Here is a 19,927-nt window from a genome sequence, read left to right as displayed (position 1 = left end):
CTCCCGGGGTCAGTTGAGCAGTTCCCAGCCGCGTCTGGTCAGGCGGTGGCGGACCGACCTGCCGTTGCGGTGGGTGGACACGAACCCCGCGGTGCGCAGGGCGGTCGCGTGTTGTGACGCGGTGGGCAGGCTGATGCCCACGTGCTTGGCGAGCTCGGTGGTGGTGCGTTCGGACGTCAGCGCGCGCAGCACCAGCGTCCGGGTGCGGCCGAGGGCCAGTTCGAGGCTGGCGCCGCTGGGCTGCGGGGCCGCCACGGGGTAGAAGAGCAGCGGTTGCGGTTCGGCGAACATCGACACCGCCGGGCGGGTCAGGCCGTGCAGCACCGGCACGATCAGCATGCCGGTGCCGCGCAGCGAGATCTCGGTGTCCCAGGACAGTTCGACGTGCAGCGCGGGCGAGGTCCAGGAGATCGACGGGTGCAGGTTGCCGAGCAGGTCGCCCAGCCCGCGGGACACCGCCTGCGACGAGCGCAGCCGCACCTCGGCGTCGAACGCCTGGCGCGTCTCCGGCCAGTTCGGCCCGAGCAGGTCGCGGAAGCCCGCGTGCAGCGCCGAGCGCAGGTCCTGGCGCGAGGTCGGCGTGCCCGCGGCGTACGAGCGCAGCCACGGTGACGTCGTGCCGAGCATGTTCGCGATCTGGTCGCGCACGCGGGTGGGCGGCACGTCGAGCACCTGGCGCACGGCCTCGCCGAAGTCCGGGCGCGCGGAGTTGAAGAAGTCCGGGATGAACCGTCCCGGCCGGACCAGTTCGGCGAGCGGGCGGATCTGCGGCAACAGCATGCGGTCCCAGTTGCCGCTGTGCACCGTGAACACCAGTTCGTACATCGGCAGCGGTGCCGGCGCGAACCGCGTGCGCGCGAGATCTTCCAGCTCGAAGAGAATCGTCAGCCCACGGCCCCTGGGCGCGGATTCGGACAACACGATTGGCATTTGCTTCCCCCCGGAGTGCAACCACTTCCGACGGTACGCAGATTTCGTTGTCCGGTGTCAGCGCTGTTCCGGTTGACAACGATCCATAAACAACTTCAGCCGAGCGGCCCGGGGTGCTCGGTGAGGTTCAGCAGCAGGTCACGGGTGTACGGGCGGCACTCCGTCGAGTGCACGGAAAATCAGGTCCGCGCTGCGGGTGAAGCCCGTCGGAATCGGAGGTCGTCAGCCGGTGGGCGTCCCGATCTGCTCGCGTTCCAGAGCGGCGCGCAGCAGTGCCAGGAACGCGGCGGCCGGCTGGGAGTCACCGGTGGCCAGTTCGAACAGCTCGGTCAGCCGCTCGGTGAAAGTCAGCTCCGCGGCGTCGACCAGGCGCACCCCCTCCTCGGTCAGGACCAGCAGGGACGAACGGCGGTCCGCGGGGTTGGGCAGGCGCGAGACCAGTCCGAGCCGCTCCAGGCGGTCCACCCCCTTGCTGGTCGCCCCGATGCCGACGGCGAACTCCGCGGCGAGGTCGGCCACCCGCGACTCGGGGTGATCACGCAGGAAGCGCAGGAACTCGTACTGCGAGGTGACGATCCCGTGCCGCTCGCGCAGCCGATCGTTCAGCGCGTTGTACAGCCGCGTCTCGCAGCGCACGAGATCGGCGAACAGGGCCTGGGGGTCGGAGGGAAATTTAGATGCCACGGCATATACTGTAGCGGCATGTACTTGAACCGGGGGTGCGCATGAGCAGGGAACAGCGAACGAAGATCGACACGATGCTGCGCGAGCGGCCGCAGCCGGAGGGACCGCTGTCGGTCGAGCAGCTGCGCACGGGGTTCGCGGCGATGATGGCCGCGATGACCGTGCCGGACGGGATCAGGACCGCGGACACCGTGCTCGGGTCACGGCGAGCCCTGCTGGTCGAGCGAGCGGAGGACCGGCGCGCCGGCACGATCCTGTACTTCCACGGCGGCTCCTACGTCGTCGGTTCGCCGGAGACCGCGCTGTCGCTGACCGGGAGCCTGGTGGCGAGGACCGGGTTCCGGGCGTTCTCGCTGGACTACCGGCTCGCGCCGGAGCACCCGTTCCCGGCCGCGATCGACGACGCGGTCGCCGCCTACCGCGCGTTGCTCGACGCGGGCGAGGATCCGGCGTCCATCGTGTTCGCCGGCGACTCCGCTGGCGGCGGGCTGACCGTCACGACCTGTCTGGCGGCGCGCGCCGCGGGACTCCCGGCGCCGGCCGCGATCGTGGCCTTCTCCCCCGGCCTGGACGTCACCCGGACCGGCGAGAGCATGGACGCGAAGGAAGGCGCCGACCCGTTCTTCACGCGCCAGAGCCTCGAACGCACCAGCGCGCTGTACCTGGCCGGGCAGGACCCGCGTCACGAGCTCATCAGCCCCGCACTGTTCGCCGACCTGACGGGCTTCCCGCCGATGCTGCTGCAGGTGGGCACCAACGAGGTGCTGCTGGACGACTCCACGCGCATGGCCGCCCGCGCCAGGGACGCCGGGGTGGACGTGATCCTCGACGTCACCGCCGACGTGCCGCACGTGTTCCAGGCGTTCACCGGCGTCCTCGACGAGGCTGATCACGCGCTCGACCGCGCGGCGCTCTTCCTCACTCAGAGGCTCGCGACGCCTCGTTCAGCCGTTCGTGCAGACGTTCCCTGACCTGGTCGGGGGTGTAGGCGGCGCGGCGGCGCTGGTTGCGGGCCACCAGCACGCCGCTCGCCGCGACACCGGCGAACGCGGCGATGCCGAGCACCTTCCAGAGCTTCATGTGCCTAGGCTACGGGGTCATGGCGATCTCTCTGGACGAAGCCGTGGAGTTGACCCGCACCGGTGACGTGTGGGTGTTCCGCGGGCGCAGCGCCGCGGATCGGGCGATCCAGGCCATGACGAACAGCCCGGTCAACCACGTGGGCATGGCGATCGTGCTGGACGACCTGCCACCGCTGATGTGGCACGCCGAGCTCGGCAAGTCGCTCAAGGACATGTGGACCGGCACCCACCAGCGCGGCGCCCAGCTGCACGACCTGCGCGACGCCGTGGTGACGTGGCACGACCGGTACAACCAGCGGGCGTGGCTGCGGCAGCTCGACCACCCGGTGACGAAGGAGATGGAGGACGCCGCACTGCGGACGGTCGCCCGGCTCGACGGCACGCCGTTCCCCTCGACCGCGAAGCTCGCCTCGCGGTGGCTGCGCGGCCGCGTCCCGCTGCGGCCCAAGGCGGACGCCACGCTGGAGAGCGCGTTCTGCGCGGAGATCGTCGCGATCACGTACGAGGAGATGGGGTTGCTGCCGAAGCGGCGGCCCAACTGGTACGACCCCGGCCGGTTCTGGAGCGGGGACGACCTCGAACTGCTGAACGGCGCCAAGCTCGGCGCGGAGATCGCGGTCCACTTCTGACAGGTTTTGTCCCGCGAACCTCCGGCAAACCAGTGTCATGTTCGACGGGATGCGTTCTACCGCACGGGAAAGCGTCGTTCGCGCGCTCTGGGACGTGCCGAGGCTGCTGCGGCACCCGGTGTGGCGGGACGCGGATCCCGGTCAGGGCAGGGGTTTGGGCGTCGTGCTCGCGCCCGGTTTCGGGGCGGGTGACGTGAGCCTGCTGCCCGCCGCGTCGTGGTTGCGGGCCCGTGGCTACGTGCCGGTCAGCGCGGGCGTCGGGTTCACCGTCGGCTGCACCGGCGACCTGCTGGCGGAACTGCTGCGCCGCACCGAGAAGCACGCCGAGCGCACCGGTCGTCCGGTGGTGCTGCTCGGTCAGAGCCGTGGTGGCGGCATCGCGCGCCTGGCCGCTGCCCGGCGGCCGGACCTGGTGCGCGGCCTGGTGATGCTGGGCAGTCCCGTGCTGGACCCGATGGGCGCGCACCCGAACGTCATGCGGGTCGCGAGATTCCTCGCGCGCCTGGCTTCCGCGGGCGTGCCGGGGCTGCTCGACGACGACTGCATGGGCGGTCCGTGCTTCGAGGAGCACGTGAAGATCCTCGCCGAACCGTTGCAGGTGCCCGCGATCTCCGTCTACTCCCGTTCGGACGGCATCGTGCCGTGGCGGCTGTGCCTGGACCCGTGCGCCGAGTGCGTCGAGGTGCACAGCACGCACACCGGCATGGGCTTCGACCCGCACGTCTACGAGGTGCTGGGCCCGCGGCTCGCCGCCTGGGCCACCGGCACGATCCGCGCGTCCAGCAGCACGCCGTCCACCACGTCCAGCAGCCCGATCGTGCCGTGCGGCTGACGGCGCTTGTCCGTGGGCGAACCGGGGTTGAAGACGCGGAAGCCGTTCTCCTCCTCGTCCCAGGGGATGTGCGAATGTCCGAAGACGACGAGTCGCGCCGACGGGAACCGGCGGCGCATCCTGGCGAGCCTGCCGGTCTTCTGCCCGCTGTCGTGGATCATCGCGACCGGTAGTCCCTCGATGTCGAACTCGACGGTCTCAGGTGCGCCCCAGGCCACCACGTCCGGGCCGTCGTTGTTGCCGCACACCGCGATCACCGGCGCGTACTGCGCCAGCTCGTCCAGCACGGGAGCGACGCAGACGTCACCGCCGTGCAGGATCAGGTCGGCCGACCGCAGATGCCCGGCCACGGCGGGTGGGCACCGCTTCCAGAACCGCGGCGCGTGGGTGTCGGACAGCACGACGACTCTCACGCCTGCCAACCGTACCGGCCCGGCCCGAGTGCGCAGTGGACACTCGGGCCGGGCACGGCGCTACAACGGCCCGCAGTCGTTCTCGTACGGGAGGTTCGCGCGCTCGTCACCGATGAAGTAGATCGCGCTGGCGAGGTAGCGGCCGCCGCTGTTGTTGCTCACCATGATCCAGATGTTGTTGTAGATGCCGTGGTCGTGGACGGTCTGACCGCGGGTCCAGCAGATGCCGATGGTGGTCTCTCCCGCGGGGATCACGTGGTCCACCGGGCACGACAGCGCCTCACAGGTGCGGACCTCGGCGTCCGCCCACGTGGTCACGAGCGGGTACGGCGGCCTCGGCGGGTCCGCCAGCGCGACACCGGACCCACCGATGAGCGCGACCGCGGAGAGCAGGAACCCCAGTACGACTCTCATGCACTTCCTCCCAGTAGTCGATCGATCACTAGCAGGAAACCGAGATCGGGCGCGGAAGGTTGCACGCGATCGTCAGCGGGTACCTGACCTGCATGGCACGGGCGATCTGGAGCGGGTCGGTCAGTTTCGGGCTGGTGACGATCCCGGTGGAGCTGTACAGCGCCACCGAGGACCACACGGTGCACTTCAACCAGTTCCAGCGCGGCACGTCCGACCGCATCCGCTACAAGCGCGTCAACGAGCGCACCGGCCGCGAGGTGCCCTACGACAAGATCGTCAAGGGGCACGAGGTCGACAACGGCGAGTACGTGATCGTCGAACCGGAGGAGCTCGACGACATCGCGCCCGGCCGCTCGCGCACGCTCGACATCGAGGCGTTCGTGGACCTCGCCGAGATCGACCCGGTGTTCTTCCAGAAGACCTACTGGCTCGGGCCGGCCAAGCCCGAGTTCTCCCGCCCGTACCTGTTGCTGGCGCAGGCGATGAAGAAGACCAACCGGGCGGGCATCGCGTTGTTCGTGATGCGCGGCAAGCAGTACCTGACCGCGTTGAAGGAGGACAACGGCATCCTCGCCGTGCACACGCTGTTCTTCGCCGACGAGGTCAGGGACCCGAAGGACGTGCTGGACGTGGTGCCGGAGGGCAGGGCACCGCGCGGCAAGGAGCTGAACATGGCCGTGTCGCTGGTCGAGTCGATGGCCGACGACTGGCGTCCGAAGGACTACCGCGACACCTACACCGAGCGCGTGAACAAGCTCGTCGAGGACAAGCGCAAGGGCCGCGAGGTCGTCGTCGAGGCCGAGCCTCCCGAGGCCACGGGCGTCGTGGACCTCATGGAGGCGTTGCAGCGCAGCGTCGAGGAGAGCAAGAAGAAGCGGGGCAAGAAGAAGGTCAGCTGACGACCAGCGCCGTCGCGTTGTCCGTCCCGCCCGCGTACAGGGCCGCCCGCACGAGACGTTCGGCCGACGCGTGCCCGGCCATGATCGCCTCGACGCCGCCGTGCCCCAACGGCCCGTACACGCCGTCCGAGGCGAGCAGGAGCCGGGACGCCCGCGTCGCCGCACGCCCGATGTTCTCCGGCGTGGCGTGCCGGACGGTGTTCGTCACGACGTGCTCCAGCCGCGGCTGCGGCACCACGCCGCGTTCGCGGAGGTACTCGGCCACGGTCTGGTCGGTCGTGAGCTGCACGAGGTCCTGACCGGCTGAGGCGTACGCACGGGCGTCGCCGGCCCACGCCACGTCGAAGCCGCCGTGCGGACGGGCCACCGCGACCACGATCACGGCGTCCCCGCTGTGCACCTGCAGCGCGTCGCGGGCGGCCAGGATCGCGGCGACGGGATCGGTGAGGAGGGCGGCGGCCTGGGCGGCGGCGTGCGCGGCCTCGCCCGCGGCCGCGGAGTCACCCACCCCGTCGGCGACCACGAAGGTGCGACGGCCGTTGGTGGCGTACGCGTCGGCGTTGTGCGTGCGCGGTCCACGCTCTGAGGCGTAGGTGACGGTCAGCGCGGTACCCAGCGGCATGGTGCGATCGATCAGCATGGCGACCTCCCTCATTCCACTGAGCCCCGTGCGCCTTGGAGTCTGCTGTCAGCACCCTGAGAAAAGCTCTAGAACTTCGCCGTTCGGTAGCGTGATCACGTGCGATTCACGGTGTTCGGCGGCGTCTCGGCGCAGGTGGACGGCCACGTGACCGAGTTCGGCCAGACGCGGCTGGGAGCCCTGCTCGGGGTGCTGCTCGTCGACGCCGGCGAGGTGGTCGGTGCCGACGACCTGGTCGAACGCGTCCTGGGTGACGCTCCACCGCCCCGTGCCCGCGCGATGATGCGGACGTGGCTCACCCGGCTGCGCCAGACGCTGCCCGGCCTGATCGAGCGCGAGGCGGGCGGGTACGTGGTCCGCGTCGACCCGGCGGAGATCGACCTGCACCTGTTCCGGCGCCTCGTGCGCACCGGCCGGACCGCGGAGGCACTGCGGCTGGTGCGGCAGGACCTGCTGTCCACACTGGACACGCCGTGGGCCCGCCGCAGGCGCGAGGAGTTCGCCGCCGAGCTGCTGGCGGCACGGCTCGACCACGTGGACGCGCGGCTGAGCGCCGGTGAGCACCAGTCGCTGGTGCCGGAGCTGCAGGTGCTCGCCGCCGAACGGCCGTTGGACGAGCGCGTGGCGGCCCAGCTGATCGAGGCGTTGCACGGCAGCGGCCGCACGTCCGACGCGCTCAAGCAGTTCGAGCTGCTCAGGACCCGGCTGGCGGACGAGCTGGGCGCCGAACCGTCCCGCAGGCTCACCACGCTGCACCGGCGGCTGCAGACCGCCTCGGCGCCGCGGCAGCTGCCCGCGCCGCCCAAACCGTTCACCGGCAGGGCGCTGGAGCTGGCCGAGCTGGACCAGGCGCCGAACGGCGTCGTGGTGATCACCGGCACGGGTGGCGTCGGCAAGACGTCGCTGGCCGTGCACTGGGCGCACCGCGCGGCCGAGCGGTTCCCGGACGGCCAGCTCTACGTGAACCTGCACGGGTTCGGACCGTCCGGCGCCGCGCTGAGCCCCGGTGACGCGCTGCTGCGGTTCCTGTCGGCGCTGGACGTGCCGCGGGCCAAGGTGCCGCACGACGTGGCCGGGCAGTCCGAGCTGCTGCGGGACGCCCTCGCCGGCAAGCGGGTGCTGATGGTGCTGGACAACGCCACCGATGCCGACCAGATCGAACCGCTGCTGCCACGCACGCCCAACACGCACGTGGTGATCACCAGCCGGACCGCGCTCAGGCCGACGCACCGGGCGCGGTCGCTGTCGCTGGGCCTGCTGCCGCCCGACGACGCCCGCGAGCTGCTGGCGGCCCGGATCGGTCACGACCGCGCCCGTGCCGAACCGGAGGCGGTCGACACCGTGGTCCGCCGGTGCGCGCGGCTGCCGCTCGCGCTCGCGGTCGCCGGGGCACGGGCGGCGACGCAGCCGGAGTTCCCGCTGGCGGCCCTCGCGGACGAGCTGGCCGACCTCGACGCGTTCGCCGACGACGATGACGTCACCGCGGACCTGCGGTCGGTCTTCTCCCACTCCTGCAAGGCGCTCAGCGCCGCGGCGTTGCGGCTGTTCCGGTTGCTCGGCCTGATGCCCGGTTCGGACATCAGCCTCGCCGGCGCCGCGTCCCTGGCGGGGCTGGCGCTGCCGGAGACCGAGGCGCGGCTGGTGGAACTGGCCAGGGCGAACCTGCTCGACGAACCCGAGCCCGGCCGGTTCACGTGCCACGACCTGCTGCGCGACTACGCGGCCGAGCTGGCGGGGCCGCACGAACGCGACGAGGCGCTCACCCGCCTGTTCGACCACCTCGCGCTCACGGGCGTCGAAGCCGCCGTCGTGTTCACCCCCAGCCGCCACCGTCCGGCCGCGCCGCCACCGGCGGAAGGCGTTGTCGTCACGCCGATCCGCACGCACGAAGAAGCGCTGGCGTGGCTGACGGCGGAGCACCCGGCGTTGATGTCGGCGATGCCCCACGGCACCCCGGCGCAGACGTGGCTGATGGGGTGGTCGCTCGCCGACGTCCTGGACCGGCAGGCGCACTACCAGGACCTCCTGACGTCCCAGCAGCTCGCCGTCGCCGCGCTGGAACAGCTCGACGACACCGACGGCCTGGGCCGCACGCTGATCAACCTGGCCCGCGGACTCGCCAGAGTCGGACGGCTCGGCGAGTCCACGGCCGCGCTGGAACGGGCGCTGGAGCTGTTCGAGGGCAACCCGGCAGGCCAGGCCGACGTGCTGCTGAACATCGCGATGCTGTGCCCGGACGACCGGATCCCCGAGGCTCTTGAGCACACGCGGCGCGGGCTCGCGTTGTACGAGGAGTGCGGTGACGAGTACGGCCAGGCCAACGCGCTGACCGGACTGGCGTGGGGCTACGGCAAGATCGGCGACTACGCCACGGCCGTCGAGTACGGCGAACGCGTCATGCGGATGTGGCAGGCGATGGGCCACGTGATCGGCCAGGCCGAGACGTGGGACAACCTCGGCACCGGCTACCTCGGGCTGGGCGATCTCGAACGGGCCGCGCACGCGTTCGCCGAGTCCGCCGCGCACTTCCGCACGGGCGGCGACCTCCCGCTGGAGGCCTCCGCCTACGAGCAGCTCGGCGACACCCACGCGGCCATGGGTGACGCCGAACCGGCTCGCCGTGCCTGGCGGAGAGCGCTGGAGCTGCGCGCGGAGACCGGACTGCCCACCGACTCCGTGCGCGCGAAACTACAAACCGAACGCGAGTAGCACTCGGCCGTACGGGCTGTTGTCCTGTCCGAAGTAGCCAGACTGCACGTAGACCATGCCGTTCGACACCACCGCGCCGGTGCCGGGTCCCGCCATGTTGCCGCCGCGGCCGGTCAACCCGTTGACACCCCGCACGTCCTGGATCGTGTCGTAGGTCCACAGGATCTGGCCGGTCTTCGCGTCGTACGCGCGGAGCTTGCCGTCCTCCGCACCCAGCCACACCACGCCGGGCGTGCTGGACACCGGAAGACCGTGGGCCGGCACGCAGACCTTCAGCCCGACGGCGCCTCCGGTGGTGCACCCGTCGGCGGGCGCCGGGGTCTCCCACAGCACCGTGCCGGTGGCCGGGTCCACCGCGAACAGCTTGCCGGGCTGGGCGACGTAGGTCGCGATGTAGAGCCGCTTGCCGTCGTAGCTGGTCGCCCACTGGATGCCGCCGATGCCGCCGCTGGGCCACGGCGAACCGAGCTGACGGCGCCACACGACCTGTCCCGTCCTGGCGTCGAACACGTGGTACACACCGGACTTCTGACCCACGCCGACGAGCTGACGCCCGTTCACCTCGAACAGCGTGGGCGACGCGCCGATGTCGTAGTCGAGGTTCGTGTTGTCCTTGAGCCCTGGGCAGTACCCCTCGGGGTCGGGTTCGTTGCACGCCTGGCGCCACGTGTCGGAGTCGGTCACCTGGTTGGTCCACTTCACCGCACCGGTGCGCGTGTCCAGCGCCAGCAGCGAGTCGAACTCGCCGCCCTTGCCGGTGTAGTTCTGGCCGGTGCCGACGTAGAGCGTGCCGGTCCTGCGGTCGATCGACGGCGAGCTCCACACCCCGGCGCCGGACGGCTCGAACCTCTTGGCGCCGTTGGGCCACGTGCCGACCTCGACCGGTTCCGGCACCGTGTAGTGGCGCCAGACCAGCGCGCCCGTGTCGATGTCGAAGGCGTCGACGTGACCGCGGAACGTGCAGCACGCGTAGTCGCGGGGAAGCGTGTTCTCCGCGCTGGACGTGCCGAGGTAGATCCGTCCGTTGTAGACGATCGGCGAGCTGGTGTTCACCGCGGCGACGGTGCTGTCCACCTGGACCTGCCAGCGCGGCCGGCCGGTCCGCTGGTCGAGCGCGAACAACCGGCCCGTGTTGTCGCCGAAGAACACCTTGCCGTCGGACACCGTCGGGCCGTCGGAGTTGTACACCGGCCTGGCCGCCGGTGGCAGCGTGAACTCCCACTTCGGTGCGCCGGTGCGGGCGTTGCGGGCGTAGAACTTCCCCTCGGGACTGCCGAAGTAGATCGTGTCGCCGACGACCGCCGGCTGGCTGCGGACGGCGTTGACGGGCCCCTTCTCGTAGGCGTACGCCCACTTCAGCTTGAGGTTGCCGGCGTTGTGCCGGTTGAGGCGCCACTCCGCGGCGTTGTGCCTCGACCCGGTGAGATCCTTCTGCCAACCGGCCCAGTCCCCGCCGGCGTGTGCCGTGGCGGGCGAGGCGGTCAGCACTACGAGCGCCGCGGTCAGCAGCGCACTGGTCCTGAACATGGAATTTCCCCCTTCCGCCACCACCATGGCAGCAGCGGAAGGGGGTGCGCGACCCCTCAAAGTCGTGTTGAGGCTTAACCGATCGGTGGATGCGTCACGACGTCAACGCCCGGATAGCCGTGGTTGACGATCGGGTTCGGCCGATGCTCGGGCTTCAGGGCCGGTGTCCTGGCAGGAGCCGTCGTTGAGGTCGCGCCACAGTTCGAGGTGCTTGCTTGCTCATCAGCTTCGCGCGGGCGATGTCCGACCGTTGGGCGAACTCGCTCGCGTTCACGCCGTTGGCGCTCACCGACACGACCACGAACCCCTGGCGGGCCAGCTCCTCACTCAGGTGGTCGTAGCCGCGGTAGGTGTTCGCCGACCAGCCGGCGTGGCGCGTGCACCACCGCCGTCAGTTCGAGGTCCGCGACGATCTCACCGGCCGGTTGTGGGCGTTCTGTGATGGCCTCGTCACGGTTCTGCCACAACGAAGTGGCCGGCGAACCCGCAGAACCGTTCCGCCAACGGACCCTCGCCGTCGTTCAGCTCGCGCCACAGCTGTGCGTGCCGGTCGACCGCGGTCCGGTCGCTCACCAGCACCACGATCGATCCCTGCTGCGCCGACGACCGCGCGATGTCGTCGTACCCGCGGAAGCCGAACACCAGCGGCCGCGTGCCGACGAGCGTGCGTGGTGCGTGGACCACCGCCTTCAGGTCACCGACCGCGTACTCCATCGTCATGACGGCGGGCCGGTAGTGCCGCACGGAGGTGGCGGCCGCTGTGCTCGGTGCGGTCAGCACCATCGCGCAGGCGACAGCCACGAACAGTCTGCCGATCCCCATGGGCACGATCTCATCGGCTTCATGTGCGCTGAACGTCCGGACCATGTCACGGTTTTGTCACAGCGGCCGCAACACCGTCCAAAAGCACGCGCAGACCGTTGCGGAAGTTCTCCAGAGCGTCGTTCTCCAAATAGGGCAACGATGGATCCACCGGTTCGCGGTCCTGTTCCAGCCGGTGCAGCATGGGGAACCTCTTCTCCAGGTCCGGCTCGATCTCCAGCAGCACCGCGGACCGCGCGTACCACCACTCCTCGTCCGCCTCGCCGGTCGCGCCACCGGCGGCGCGGGCCTCGGCGATGGTCTGGGCGGCGCCGCGCACGAAGTAGTTGATCGCGCCGACGATGCCGCGCAGCTCACGGCCCGGCAGGCCGGTGGAGACGAGGATCGCGGCCAGGGACTCGATCACGGCGAACTCGTGCGGCCCGAGCACCGGACGGGCCTGCGACACCTGCAGCACCCAGGGGTGACGGCCGTAGAACTCCCACATGTCGTGCGCCCACCGCGTCACGGCCGGGCGCCATCCCTCGTCCAGCGGGTACGACGTCGGCAGCTCGGCCATGGCGCGGTCGTACATGAGGTCGACCAGCTCGTTCTTGCCCGGCACGTACGTGTAGAGGGCCATGGCCGTGCGGCCGAGGCGCTCCCCCACCGCGCGCATCGAGAAGGCCATGCCCTGCTCGTCGGCGACGGCGATGCCCGCGTCGACGATCGCGTCCACGCTCAGGCCGGGTTTCGGGCCGGGGCGTTGCTCGGTGACGGACCTGCGCCAGAGCAGCTCGATGGACCGGCGCGGGTCGCCCTGACCTGCGTAGACGACCACGGTTGCGACTCCTTACAACGTAAAGTAACCTCGTTCACCGCTTACTTTACGGCATAAAGAATCAATCCCGGGGGAAGTTGTGCTCGCCGACAGCCATGACGTCATCCAGATCCGCGGGGCCAGGGAGAACAACCTCGCGGACGTGTCGCTCGACGTCCCCAAACGCCGCCTGACCGTCTTCACCGGCGTGTCCGGCTCCGGCAAGTCCTCGCTGGTCTTCGGCACGATCGCGGCCGAGTCGCAGCGGATGATCAACGAGACCTACACGGCGTTCCTGCAGTCGTTCATGCCCTCGATCGGGCGCCCGGACGTGGACGCGCTGCACAACCTCAGCGCGGCGATCATCGTCGACCAGGAGCGGATGGGCGCGAACTCCCGCTCCACCGTCGGCACGGCCACCGACGCGCACACCATGTTGCGGATCGTGTTCAGCCGCCTCGGCGAGCCGTACGTGGGGACGTCCGGCGCGTTCAGCTTCAACCTGCCCGAAGGCATGTGCCCGGAGTGCGAGGGCCTGGGCAAGGTCACCACCGTCGACGTCGACGCGATCGTCGACCGGACCAAGTCCCTGAACGAGGGCGCGATCGACGCCCCGAACTACGGCGTCGGCACCTGGTACTGGCAGGTGCTGGCCAACTCGGGGCTCTACCCCGCCGACAAGCCGATCGCCGAGTTCACCGAGCAGGAACTGCACGACTTCCTGCACAAGCCGACCACCAAGCTGAACATCGCCGGCACCAACGTCACCTACGACGGTCTGATCCCGAAGCTGCAGCGCACGATCCTGGCCAAGGACCGCGAGTCGATGCAGCCGCACGTCCGCGCGTTCGTCGACCGGGCGGTGACGTTCGCGACCTGCCCGGCCTGCCGCGGCGCACGCCTCAACGAGGCCGCGCTCGGCTCGAAGATCCGCGGGGTGAACATCGCCGACTGCTGTGCGATGCAGATCAGCGACCTGGCGCGGTTCGTGCACTCGATCGACGACCCGTCCGTCGCACCACTGCTGGCGACGTTGCGCAACACGCTGGACTCGCTGGTCGAGATCGGGCTCGGCTACCTGTCGCTCGACCGCGAGTCCGCCACGCTGTCCGGCGGCGAGTCGCAGCGCGTGAAGATGGTGCGGCACCTGGGATCGTCGCTGACCGACATCACCTACGTGTTCGACGAACCGACCGTCGGCCTGCACCCGCACGACATCCAGCGCATGAACAACCTGCTGCTCCAGTTGCGGGACAAGGGCAACACCGTCCTCGTCGTCGAGCACAAGCCGGAGACCATCGCGATCGCCGACCACGTCGTCGACCTCGGTCCCGGCGCGGGCGTGCACGGCGGCCACGTCTGCTACTCCGGTGACGTGGCCGGGCTGCGCGCGTCCGGCACGCTCACCGGGCGGCACCTCGGCCACCGGGCGAAGCTGCGGCCGGAGTTCCGCTCCCCCAGGGGTTTCCTGCCGATCACCGGTGCCCGGCTGAACAACCTCAAGGACGTCTCCGTCGACCTCCCGCTCGGGGTGCTGACCGTGGTCACCGGCGTGGCGGGCTCCGGCAAGTCGTCGCTGATCCACGGTTCGCTGCGCGGACGTCCTGACGTGGTGACGGTCGACCAGTCGCCGATCCGCGGGTCGCGCCGGTCCAACCCCGCCACGTACACCGGGTTGCTCGACTCGATCCGGACCGCCTTCGCCAAGGCCAACGGCGTCAAGGCGGCGTTGTTCAGCGCGAACTCCGAGGGTGCCTGCGCGAACTGCAAGGGCATCGGGCTCGTCTACACCGACCTGGCGATGATGGCGGGCGTCGCGACCGTGTGCGAGAAGTGCGAGGGCAAGCGGTTCACGCCGGACGTGCTGCGCTACACGTTGCGGGGCAAGAACATCAGCGAGGTGCTCGGCATGTCCGTCGCCGACGCGCGCGAGTTCTTCCCGTCCGGCCAGGCGCACGCCGTGCTGAGCCGCCTGCACGACGTCGGCCTGTCGTACCTCTCGCTCGGCCAGCCGCTCACCACGTTGTCCGGCGGGGAACGGCAACGGCTCAAGCTCGCCATCCACATGGCCGAGAAGGCATCGACCTACGTGCTGGACGAGCCCACGTCCGGCCTGCACCTCGCGGACGTCGACCAGCTGCTCGGACTCCTCGACCAGCTGATCGACGCCGGCAACACGGTGATCGTGATCGAGCACCACCTGGCCGTGATGGCGCACGCCGACTGGATCGTCGACCTGGGCCCCGGCGCCGGGCACGACGGCGGCCAGGTCGTGTTCTCCGGCACGCCCGGCGACCTCGTGGCCCAGGCGGACACCCTCACCGCCCAGCACCTGAAGGAGTACCTGTCGTGAGCCTGCTGACGGTTTCCGAGGTCACCCCGCTGACCCCGCGCATGGTGCGGATGACGTTCACCGGCGACGGCCTCGCCGACGTCGGGACCTGGCCGGACCAGCAGCTGAAGCTGTTGTTCCCCAAGCCGGGAGGGTCCGCGTTCGTGTCGGACTCGCCGGACGTGAGCGTCTGGTACCAGGCCTACCTCGCGATCCCCGAACCACAACGGCCGTGGATGCGCGGCTTCACCGTCCGGTCCCTTGTGGACTGTGTGCTGACGGTGGACTTCGTGCTGCACGGCGAGGACGGTCCCGCGTCCCGGTGGGCCGCCACCGCTCGTGCCGGTGACGTCATCGGGCGGTTCGGGCCCTCGCCCGAGTACGCCCGCCCGCTCGGGACCGCCGGCCTGCTGGTGTTCGCGGGCGACGAGACCGCGCTGCCCGCGATCGCCTCGCTGCTGGAGCTGCTGCCCTCGGCGCAGCGGTTCCTGGCGTTCGTCGAGGTCGAGGACCCGGCGGAGGAGCAGGACGTCCCCGGCGTGCGCTGGGTGCACCGCAGCGCCGGACAGGACCTGGTCTCCGTGGTGACAGCGCTGGACCTGCCGTCGTCCGCCTGGGTGTGGCTGGGCGGTGAGGCCTCCGCGGTGCGGGCACTGCGGAGGCACTTCGTCGGACTCGGCGTGTCCAAGAAGGACATCGAGTTCTCCGGCTACTGGCGGCGTTCGCTCACCCAGGACGACGCCCCCACCGCCGAGGACCTCGCCGAGGCCCAGGAACGGATCGCCGCCCTCACCGAGTGACCACCAGCACCGCGCTGTTGGCCGGCACGTCGACCGTCGTCGTCGTGCCGGTCACCTTCACGCGCTTGGGCTTCGGCACGAACCTCCCGTCCTTCTCGACGGCCGAGCCCGCGATGGTGATCTCCTTGGAGTCCAGCTTCGGTGCGGTCAACACGTAAACGCTTGCGTTGTGCGCCTTCTTGGGCAACGTGATCGTCGCCGTCACCGCGGTCGTGTTCTTGTTGTTGACGAACGCGTTCCCGCCGATCCCCCACGCCGTGACCTCGCCGGCACCGCTGACGGTCGCCGAGTGGTAGGCACCGGGCCCGGCGAGCTTCCACAGCAGCTCACCGTAGTAGACCGCCTGCACGCCAACGGGATTCAGCCCGTCGTAGCGGATCGGCGAGTAGTGCAGCGGGAACTGCGTGGACGTACCGCCGTGGAAGTTGATGCCAGAGCCCTGCCGCGCCGCGACACCGGACATGTAGTCGAGCGACCACAACGCCGCGGCCTGCACGTTGCTCACGCCGTCCGCGCCGCCGTGGAAGTAGTTGTTCGCCTCGGTGACGCGCCACTGCCCGATCCCGTTGGCCGACCAGGCCTTCTGCATCGCGGCCGAGATGCTCGGCAACCTGCCGGAGGAGTTCGACGCCAGCATCTTCGCGATGTCGGCCTCGGTGTTCTTCGCGATGTACACGTGCGTGGACAGGATGCTCACGCCCCTGTCCTTCTGCGTGCGGGCGAAGTCCTCCGCCCACGAGCTGCTGTTCGCCTGGCCGGGACCGTCGAAGTGCGCGTCCGGCACCTTCGCCCGGATCGCGTCGGCGAACTTCGCGAACAGCGCCTCGTACTCCGGCAGCGTCTTCACGTAGACGTTGGGCTCGTTGCCGATCTCGAACGCCACGAGGTCCTTGCCGAGCGTCCGCGCGGCCACCGCGGCCTCGTCGGCGGCGGCTTCCGGCGTGTTGGTCTTGAGGTTGATGCCGTAGACGACCTTCCACCCGGTCGCCCTGGCGAACCGCGCCAGCTCGCGGATGTCGTCCGGGGTGACCTCCTCGGCCCTGCCTCCGGCGCCCTGCGGGTTCCAGGTGGTCATGTCCACGAGGTTGCCGCCGATGCGCAGCAGGCTCGGCCCGAGCAGGCGGAAGAGGCGGACCAGGTCGGCGTTGCGGGCGTCGAACATCCGCGCGCCGACCCGGTCCTTCTCGTAGCTGAAGCCGGCGAAGTCCCTGCCGACCTGGCTCTGGCTCGCCGGATCCACCTGCACGCTCACCGCCGGCGCGGCCTGCACCGGTGACGCACCCACCACGAGCAACAGGGCCGCTATGACCGCTGCACGACGCATCAGGAGTCCCTTCGTCCGTGCGGCGGCCTCTCGACCTTAGATCGGATGTTTCCGGAATTCGAGCACGCTGCGCTCATCGGTCACCCGAGTTGCGCCGACCAGGGTCAAACCGGACGCCGAGGCCAGTTCCTCCAACTCGGCGCGGCTGCGGTCGCGACCGCCGAAGTCCACCAGCATGATCAGGTCGAACTCGGTCAGACCTCCGATGGATTCCACGACGAGGACCCGGCCGTCCGGACCTGCCGCCTCGACGCAGCGGGCGAGGATCCGGCGGGCCCGCTCGTCGTCCCAGTTGTGCAGGACGTCGAACAGGACGTAGGCGTCACCGCCGGTGGGCAGCGGGTCGAAGAAGCTGCCCCCGGTCACCTCGGCCCGGTCACCGAACCGGCGCAGCAGCTCACGCGCACCGGCCGCGGTCTCCTCCAGGTCGACCAGGTGACCGCGCACGCCAGGATTCGCGTCGAGGATCGCGGCGAGCAGGCTGCCGTGGCCGCCACCGACGTCGACGATCGAGCCGAACCGCGACCAGTCGAAGTTCGCCACGACGTGCGGGATCCAGCCGCGCATGCGGTCGTTCATCTGGCGGTCGAACGCCGCGCGCAGGTGCGGCCGTTCGGTCAGGTCGGTCCAGAAGTCCCGGCCGTGGCGCACCGGGTAGGCGGCCTCGCCGGTGCGGACGCTGTGGAGCAGGTCGACGAACGCCAGGTGCGCGCGGCCGGCGGCGGAGTCGTGGTGCAGCAGGTTGTTCAGGCCGTTGCCCGCACCCGCGCGCAGGTGCGCACCGAACTCGGTCGTGCGGTAGCCGTCGTCGGTCCGTTCGACCACACCGAGGGTCGCCAGGTGCGCCAGGAGCAGGTCCAGCGCGAGCGGATCGACCTGGAGCTCGGGTGCGAGTTCGCGGGCGGTCGCGGACTGTTCGTGAAGGCGGTCCGGAAGACCCAGGGTGACCGCTACTCTCAGTGTCATCGGCGTCACTAGTCCGGACATCTGTCGGAGCTGCTGTATGTCGTTGTCAGGTCCCACGACAGTCAACCGTGCCATGCGATGCAATTTCTTTTGGTCGACACTGAAACGATTGCAGTAACAGATTCTCACCTGGTGGACGCGGCAGACCACGACCACCCGATCGGCCTACTGTTCGCCCGTCTGATCAAGAGCTCCCACAGAAGCAGGTCACGCCGTTGTCCACTCCTGTCGCGCGGTCGGTGCCCGCCGCGATCCGGTCGGTGCTCGCCCGCGACCGCTGGGCCCTGATCGGCACCGTCACCGTCGTGGTGATCGGCCTGGTCGCGATCTTCGCGGACGTCCTCACCGCCATCGAGGGCCACGACCCGTACACCTACGACGCGAGCGCGCTGGACCCCGCCAGCGGACTGCCCGCCGGGCCGTTCGGCGGCGTCGGCGGTGAGCACTGGTTCGGTGTCGAGCCGCTGACCGGCCGGGACCTGTTCGCGATCGTGGTGCACGGCGCGCGGACGTCGTTCCTGATCGGGCTCGCGGCGACGCTGGTGTCGATCGGGCTCGGCGTGCTGATCGGCGCGGCCGCCGGCTACCTCGGCGGCTGGGTCGACCGGGTGATCGTCTGGAGCGCCGACGTGTTCCTGGGCTTCCCGTACCTGGTGTTCATGATCGCGCTCGGCGCGGTCGTGCCGGTGGAGTTCCCGCGGGCGCTGCTGCTGATCGTGGTGATCGGGTTCTTCGGCTGGCCGTCGACCGCGCGGATCGTGCGGGCGCAGGTGCTCACGTTGAAGGAGCGCAACTTCGTGAAGGCCGCGCGGACGCTCGGGGCGTCGCCGTGGGAGGTGTTCCGCACCGAGCTGCTGCCGAACCTGTGGGGTCCGGTGCTGGTCATGGCAACGTTGTCGGTGCCGGGCAAGGTCGGGCTGGAGGCGGCGCTGTCGTTCCTCGGCGTCGGCGTGCTGCCGCCCACGCCGAGCTGGGGCCGGTCGATCAGCTCGGCGATCGAGTGGGTCGCGGTGGACCCGGCCTACCTGCTGTTCCCCGGACTGGCGCTGTTCGGGGTCACCTGGGGCTTCAACGCGCTGGGCGACGGGCTGCGGGACGCGCTCGACCCGAGGTGGGGGAAGAAGCCGTGATCTCGCTCAGGTACGCGGCCACGCGCGTCGGCGGCATGGCACTCGTGCTGCTCATCGTGGCTTTCTGCACGTTCGTCGTCTTCTACCTCGTGCCGTCCGATCCCGCCCTGATGGCGTGCGGCAAGCCGTGCACGCCGGAGAACCTCGCGCTGGCGCGGGAGTTCATGGGCTTCGACGAGCCGTGGTGGCAGCAGTTCCTCACGTTCCTCGGCGGGATCTTCACCGGCAGGACGTTCGGCAGCGGCGCGACCGCGATCCACTGCGCCGCACCGTGTTTCGGCTACTCGTTCCGGCAGAACGCCGACGTGCTCGACCTCATCGGCGACCGGCTGCCGGTGACGGTCTCGCTCGCCGTGGGCGCGGCGGTGCTGTGGGTGGTCCTCGGTGTGGGTGTCGGTGTGTTCGCCGCGCTGCGCAAGGACTCGTGGTTCGACCGCGCCGCGCTCGGTGCGTCGGTGATCGGCGTGTCCGCGCCGGTGTACCTGGTGGGGCTGCTCGGCATCCTCGTGTTCGGGTTCAAGCTCGACGTGGTGCCGGTGGGCAACTACACCCCGTTCAGCGAGGACCCGGTGCGGTGGGCGTGGGGGCTGGTCCTGCCGTGGTGCGTGCTCGCGTTCGCGCACGGCGCCCACTACGTGAAGCTCACCCGCACCCAGATGATCGAGACGATGAACGAGGACTTCATCCGCACCGCCAGGGCCAAGGGCGTGGCCGAGCGGACCGTCGTCGGCAAGCACGCGCTGCGCAACGTGTTGCTGCCGGTCGTGACGCTGACCGGGCTGGAGCTCGGCTCGCTGCTGGGCGGCGCGGTGATCACCGAACGCGTGTTCAGCCTGCCGGGCCTGGGCGGCCTGCTGATCGAGGCGGTGTACGGCCGTGACCTGCCGACCCTGCTCGGCTGCACGTTGTTCGCCGGCTTCCTGGTCGTCGTCGCCAACGCGGTCGTCGACCTGTCCTACGGCGTGCTCGACCCGCGAGCACGGCTCACCTGAGGG

At 70.2% G+C, this 19,927-nt stretch carries 21 protein-coding genes; 10 read left to right on the top strand and 11 right to left on the bottom strand.

Annotated features, from left to right (window positions below; genetic code table 11):
- Positions 1 to 9: 9 nt before the first annotated feature.
- Together ACWEIJ_RS29650 and ACWEIJ_RS29645 are read right to left on the bottom strand one after the other, a co-directional pair.
- On the bottom strand, positions 10 to 930 hold the full coding sequence (locus tag ACWEIJ_RS29650) for an ArsR/SmtB family transcription factor (RefSeq protein WP_449840532.1): 921 nt from the start codon (positions 928 to 930) through the stop codon (positions 10 to 12).
- A 222-nt stretch (positions 931 to 1,152) separates the two neighbouring features.
- A complete protein-coding gene (locus tag ACWEIJ_RS29645; RefSeq protein WP_449840531.1) occupies positions 1,153 to 1,614 on the bottom strand; it encodes a MarR family winged helix-turn-helix transcriptional regulator in 462 nt (153 codons plus the stop codon).
- Positions 1,615 to 1,655: 41 nt separating this feature from the next.
- On the opposite strand from ACWEIJ_RS29645, the gene ACWEIJ_RS29640 reads away from it, so the two are divergent.
- Positions 1,656 to 2,585 carry an alpha/beta hydrolase gene (locus tag ACWEIJ_RS29640; protein WP_449840530.1) on the top strand — a complete coding sequence of 310 codons (930 nt, stop codon included), beginning with the start codon at positions 1,656 to 1,658 and terminating at the stop codon, positions 2,583 to 2,585.
- Here ACWEIJ_RS29640 and ACWEIJ_RS29635 read toward each other — a convergent pair.
- On the bottom strand, positions 2,533 to 2,694 hold the full coding sequence (locus ACWEIJ_RS29635) for a hypothetical protein (RefSeq protein ID WP_449840529.1): 162 nt from the start codon (positions 2,692 to 2,694) through the stop codon (positions 2,533 to 2,535). The two genes, ACWEIJ_RS29640 and ACWEIJ_RS29635, sit on opposite strands and share 53 nt — an antisense overlap.
- 19 nt (positions 2,695 to 2,713) lie before the next feature.
- On the opposite strand from ACWEIJ_RS29635, the gene ACWEIJ_RS29630 reads away from it, so the two are divergent.
- Positions 2,714 to 3,325 carry a hypothetical protein gene (locus ACWEIJ_RS29630; RefSeq protein WP_449840528.1) on the top strand — a complete coding sequence of 204 codons (612 nt, stop codon included), beginning with the start codon at positions 2,714 to 2,716 and terminating at the stop codon, positions 3,323 to 3,325.
- Positions 3,326 to 3,374: 49 nt separating this feature from the next.
- A complete protein-coding gene (locus ACWEIJ_RS29625; protein ID WP_449840527.1) occupies positions 3,375 to 4,157 on the top strand; it encodes an alpha/beta fold hydrolase in 783 nt (260 codons plus the stop codon).
- On the opposite strand, the gene ACWEIJ_RS29620 is transcribed toward ACWEIJ_RS29625, so the two are convergent.
- Positions 4,049 to 4,570 (bottom strand): metallophosphoesterase family protein, encoded by a 522-nt coding sequence (locus ACWEIJ_RS29620; RefSeq protein WP_449840526.1) that lies wholly within the window; start codon positions 4,568 to 4,570, stop codon positions 4,049 to 4,051. The genes ACWEIJ_RS29625 and ACWEIJ_RS29620 overlap by 109 nt on opposite strands.
- A gap of 60 nt (positions 4,571 to 4,630) precedes the next feature.
- Positions 4,631 to 4,984 carry a hypothetical protein gene (locus ACWEIJ_RS29615; protein ID WP_449840525.1) on the bottom strand — a complete coding sequence of 118 codons (354 nt, stop codon included), beginning with the start codon at positions 4,982 to 4,984 and terminating at the stop codon, positions 4,631 to 4,633.
- A gap of 92 nt (positions 4,985 to 5,076) precedes the next feature.
- Here ACWEIJ_RS29615 and ku point away from each other — a divergent pair, with 92 nt between their 5' ends.
- Positions 5,077 to 5,883: a non-homologous end joining protein Ku gene (gene ku, locus ACWEIJ_RS29610; protein WP_449840524.1), complete on the top strand. Its 807-nt coding sequence runs from the start codon at positions 5,077 to 5,079 to the stop codon at positions 5,881 to 5,883.
- On the opposite strand, the gene ACWEIJ_RS29605 is transcribed toward ku, so the two are convergent.
- On the bottom strand, positions 5,876 to 6,523 hold the full coding sequence (locus tag ACWEIJ_RS29605) for a PP2C family protein-serine/threonine phosphatase (RefSeq protein WP_449840523.1): 648 nt from the start codon (positions 6,521 to 6,523) through the stop codon (positions 5,876 to 5,878). The genes ku and ACWEIJ_RS29605 overlap by 8 nt on opposite strands.
- Before the next feature lie 99 nt (positions 6,524 to 6,622).
- Between ACWEIJ_RS29605 and ACWEIJ_RS29600 the strand changes: the two genes are divergently transcribed.
- The gene (locus ACWEIJ_RS29600) at positions 6,623 to 9,232 is read left to right on the top strand and encodes a BTAD domain-containing putative transcriptional regulator (protein WP_449840522.1); all 2,610 of its coding nucleotides are present in this window, start codon (positions 6,623 to 6,625) and stop codon (positions 9,230 to 9,232) included.
- On the opposite strand, the gene ACWEIJ_RS29595 is transcribed toward ACWEIJ_RS29600, so the two are convergent.
- Positions 9,212 to 10,759 (bottom strand): outer membrane protein assembly factor BamB family protein, encoded by a 1,548-nt coding sequence (locus ACWEIJ_RS29595; RefSeq protein ID WP_449840521.1) that lies wholly within the window; start codon positions 10,757 to 10,759, stop codon positions 9,212 to 9,214. The genes ACWEIJ_RS29600 and ACWEIJ_RS29595 overlap by 21 nt on opposite strands.
- Before the next feature lie 215 nt (positions 10,760 to 10,974).
- Between ACWEIJ_RS29595 and ACWEIJ_RS29590 the strand changes: the two genes are divergently transcribed.
- The gene (locus tag ACWEIJ_RS29590; RefSeq protein ID WP_449840520.1) at positions 10,975 to 11,100 is read left to right on the top strand and encodes a hypothetical protein; all 126 of its coding nucleotides are present in this window, start codon (positions 10,975 to 10,977) and stop codon (positions 11,098 to 11,100) included.
- Positions 11,101 to 11,209: 109 nt separating this feature from the next.
- On the opposite strand, the gene ACWEIJ_RS29585 is transcribed toward ACWEIJ_RS29590, so the two are convergent.
- Positions 11,210 to 11,581, bottom strand: coding sequence for a hypothetical protein (locus ACWEIJ_RS29585; RefSeq protein WP_449840519.1), 372 nt, complete (start codon positions 11,579 to 11,581; stop codon positions 11,210 to 11,212).
- Positions 11,582 to 11,627: 46 nt separating this feature from the next.
- Positions 11,628 to 12,401, bottom strand: a complete 774-nt coding sequence (locus tag ACWEIJ_RS29580) for a TetR/AcrR family transcriptional regulator C-terminal domain-containing protein (RefSeq protein WP_449840518.1) — start codon at positions 12,399 to 12,401, stop codon at positions 11,628 to 11,630.
- 79 nt (positions 12,402 to 12,480) lie between these two features.
- On the opposite strand from ACWEIJ_RS29580, the gene ACWEIJ_RS29575 reads away from it, so the two are divergent.
- Positions 12,481 to 14,733 (top strand): ATP-binding cassette domain-containing protein, encoded by a 2,253-nt coding sequence (locus tag ACWEIJ_RS29575; protein ID WP_449840517.1) that lies wholly within the window; start codon positions 12,481 to 12,483, stop codon positions 14,731 to 14,733.
- The gene (locus ACWEIJ_RS29570; RefSeq protein WP_449840516.1) at positions 14,730 to 15,512 is read left to right on the top strand and encodes a siderophore-interacting protein; all 783 of its coding nucleotides are present in this window, start codon (positions 14,730 to 14,732) and stop codon (positions 15,510 to 15,512) included. Before ACWEIJ_RS29575 ends, ACWEIJ_RS29570 begins: the two co-directional genes overlap by 4 nt.
- On the opposite strand, the gene ACWEIJ_RS29565 is transcribed toward ACWEIJ_RS29570, so the two are convergent.
- Both ACWEIJ_RS29565 and ACWEIJ_RS29560 read right to left on the bottom strand, forming a co-directional pair.
- Complete coding sequence (locus ACWEIJ_RS29565; RefSeq protein ID WP_449840515.1) at positions 15,502 to 16,836, bottom strand: glycosyl hydrolase family protein; 1,335 nt, start codon at positions 16,834 to 16,836, stop codon at positions 15,502 to 15,504. The two genes, ACWEIJ_RS29570 and ACWEIJ_RS29565, sit on opposite strands and share 11 nt — an antisense overlap.
- A 36-nt stretch (positions 16,837 to 16,872) precedes the next feature.
- Positions 16,873 to 17,823, bottom strand: a complete 951-nt coding sequence (locus tag ACWEIJ_RS29560) for a methyltransferase (protein WP_449840514.1) — start codon at positions 17,821 to 17,823, stop codon at positions 16,873 to 16,875.
- 194 nt (positions 17,824 to 18,017) lie between these two features.
- On the opposite strand from ACWEIJ_RS29560, the gene ACWEIJ_RS29555 reads away from it, so the two are divergent.
- Together ACWEIJ_RS29555 and ACWEIJ_RS29550 are read left to right on the top strand one after the other, a co-directional pair.
- Complete coding sequence (locus tag ACWEIJ_RS29555; protein WP_449840513.1) at positions 18,018 to 18,932, top strand: ABC transporter permease; 915 nt, start codon at positions 18,018 to 18,020, stop codon at positions 18,930 to 18,932.
- A complete protein-coding gene (locus tag ACWEIJ_RS29550; protein WP_449840512.1) occupies positions 18,929 to 19,924 on the top strand; it encodes an ABC transporter permease in 996 nt (331 codons plus the stop codon). The genes ACWEIJ_RS29555 and ACWEIJ_RS29550 overlap by 4 nt, the downstream gene beginning before the upstream one ends.
- Positions 19,925 to 19,927 lie beyond the last annotated feature (3 nt).

Source organism: Lentzea sp. NPDC004789, assembly GCF_053601075.1.
The sequence above is the reverse complement of the archived record's forward strand: the minus strand, read 5'-3'. Positions and strand labels throughout refer to the sequence as shown.

Bases quoted from the DNA above. Each gene is read 5' to 3' on its own strand.
- ACWEIJ_RS29650 (WP_449840532.1), bottom strand. From the start codon at position 930: ATGCCAATCGTGTTGTCCGAATCCGCGCCCAGGGGCCGTGGGCTGACG.
- ACWEIJ_RS29640 (WP_449840530.1), top strand. From the start codon at position 1,656: ATGAGCAGGGAACAGCGAACGAAGATCGACACGATGCTGCGCGAGCGG.
- ACWEIJ_RS29635 (WP_449840529.1), bottom strand. From the start codon at position 2,694: ATGAAGCTCTGGAAGGTGCTCGGCATCGCCGCGTTCGCCGGTGTCGCG.
- ACWEIJ_RS29630 (WP_449840528.1), top strand. From the start codon at position 2,714: ATGGCGATCTCTCTGGACGAAGCCGTGGAGTTGACCCGCACCGGTGAC.
- ACWEIJ_RS29625 (WP_449840527.1), top strand. From the start codon at position 3,375: ATGCGTTCTACCGCACGGGAAAGCGTCGTTCGCGCGCTCTGGGACGTG.
- ACWEIJ_RS29615 (WP_449840525.1), bottom strand. From the start codon at position 4,984: ATGAGAGTCGTACTGGGGTTCCTGCTCTCCGCGGTCGCGCTCATCGGT.
- ku (WP_449840524.1), top strand. From the start codon at position 5,077: ATGGCACGGGCGATCTGGAGCGGGTCGGTCAGTTTCGGGCTGGTGACG.
- ACWEIJ_RS29605 (WP_449840523.1), bottom strand. From the start codon at position 6,523: ATGCTGATCGATCGCACCATGCCGCTGGGTACCGCGCTGACCGTCACC.
- ACWEIJ_RS29595 (WP_449840521.1), bottom strand. From the start codon at position 10,759: ATGTTCAGGACCAGTGCGCTGCTGACCGCGGCGCTCGTAGTGCTGACC.
- ACWEIJ_RS29585 (WP_449840519.1), bottom strand. From the start codon at position 11,581: ATGGGGATCGGCAGACTGTTCGTGGCTGTCGCCTGCGCGATGGTGCTG.
- ACWEIJ_RS29565 (WP_449840515.1), bottom strand. From the start codon at position 16,836: ATGCGTCGTGCAGCGGTCATAGCGGCCCTGTTGCTCGTGGTGGGTGCG.
- ACWEIJ_RS29560 (WP_449840514.1), bottom strand. From the start codon at position 17,823: ATGTCCGGACTAGTGACGCCGATGACACTGAGAGTAGCGGTCACCCTG.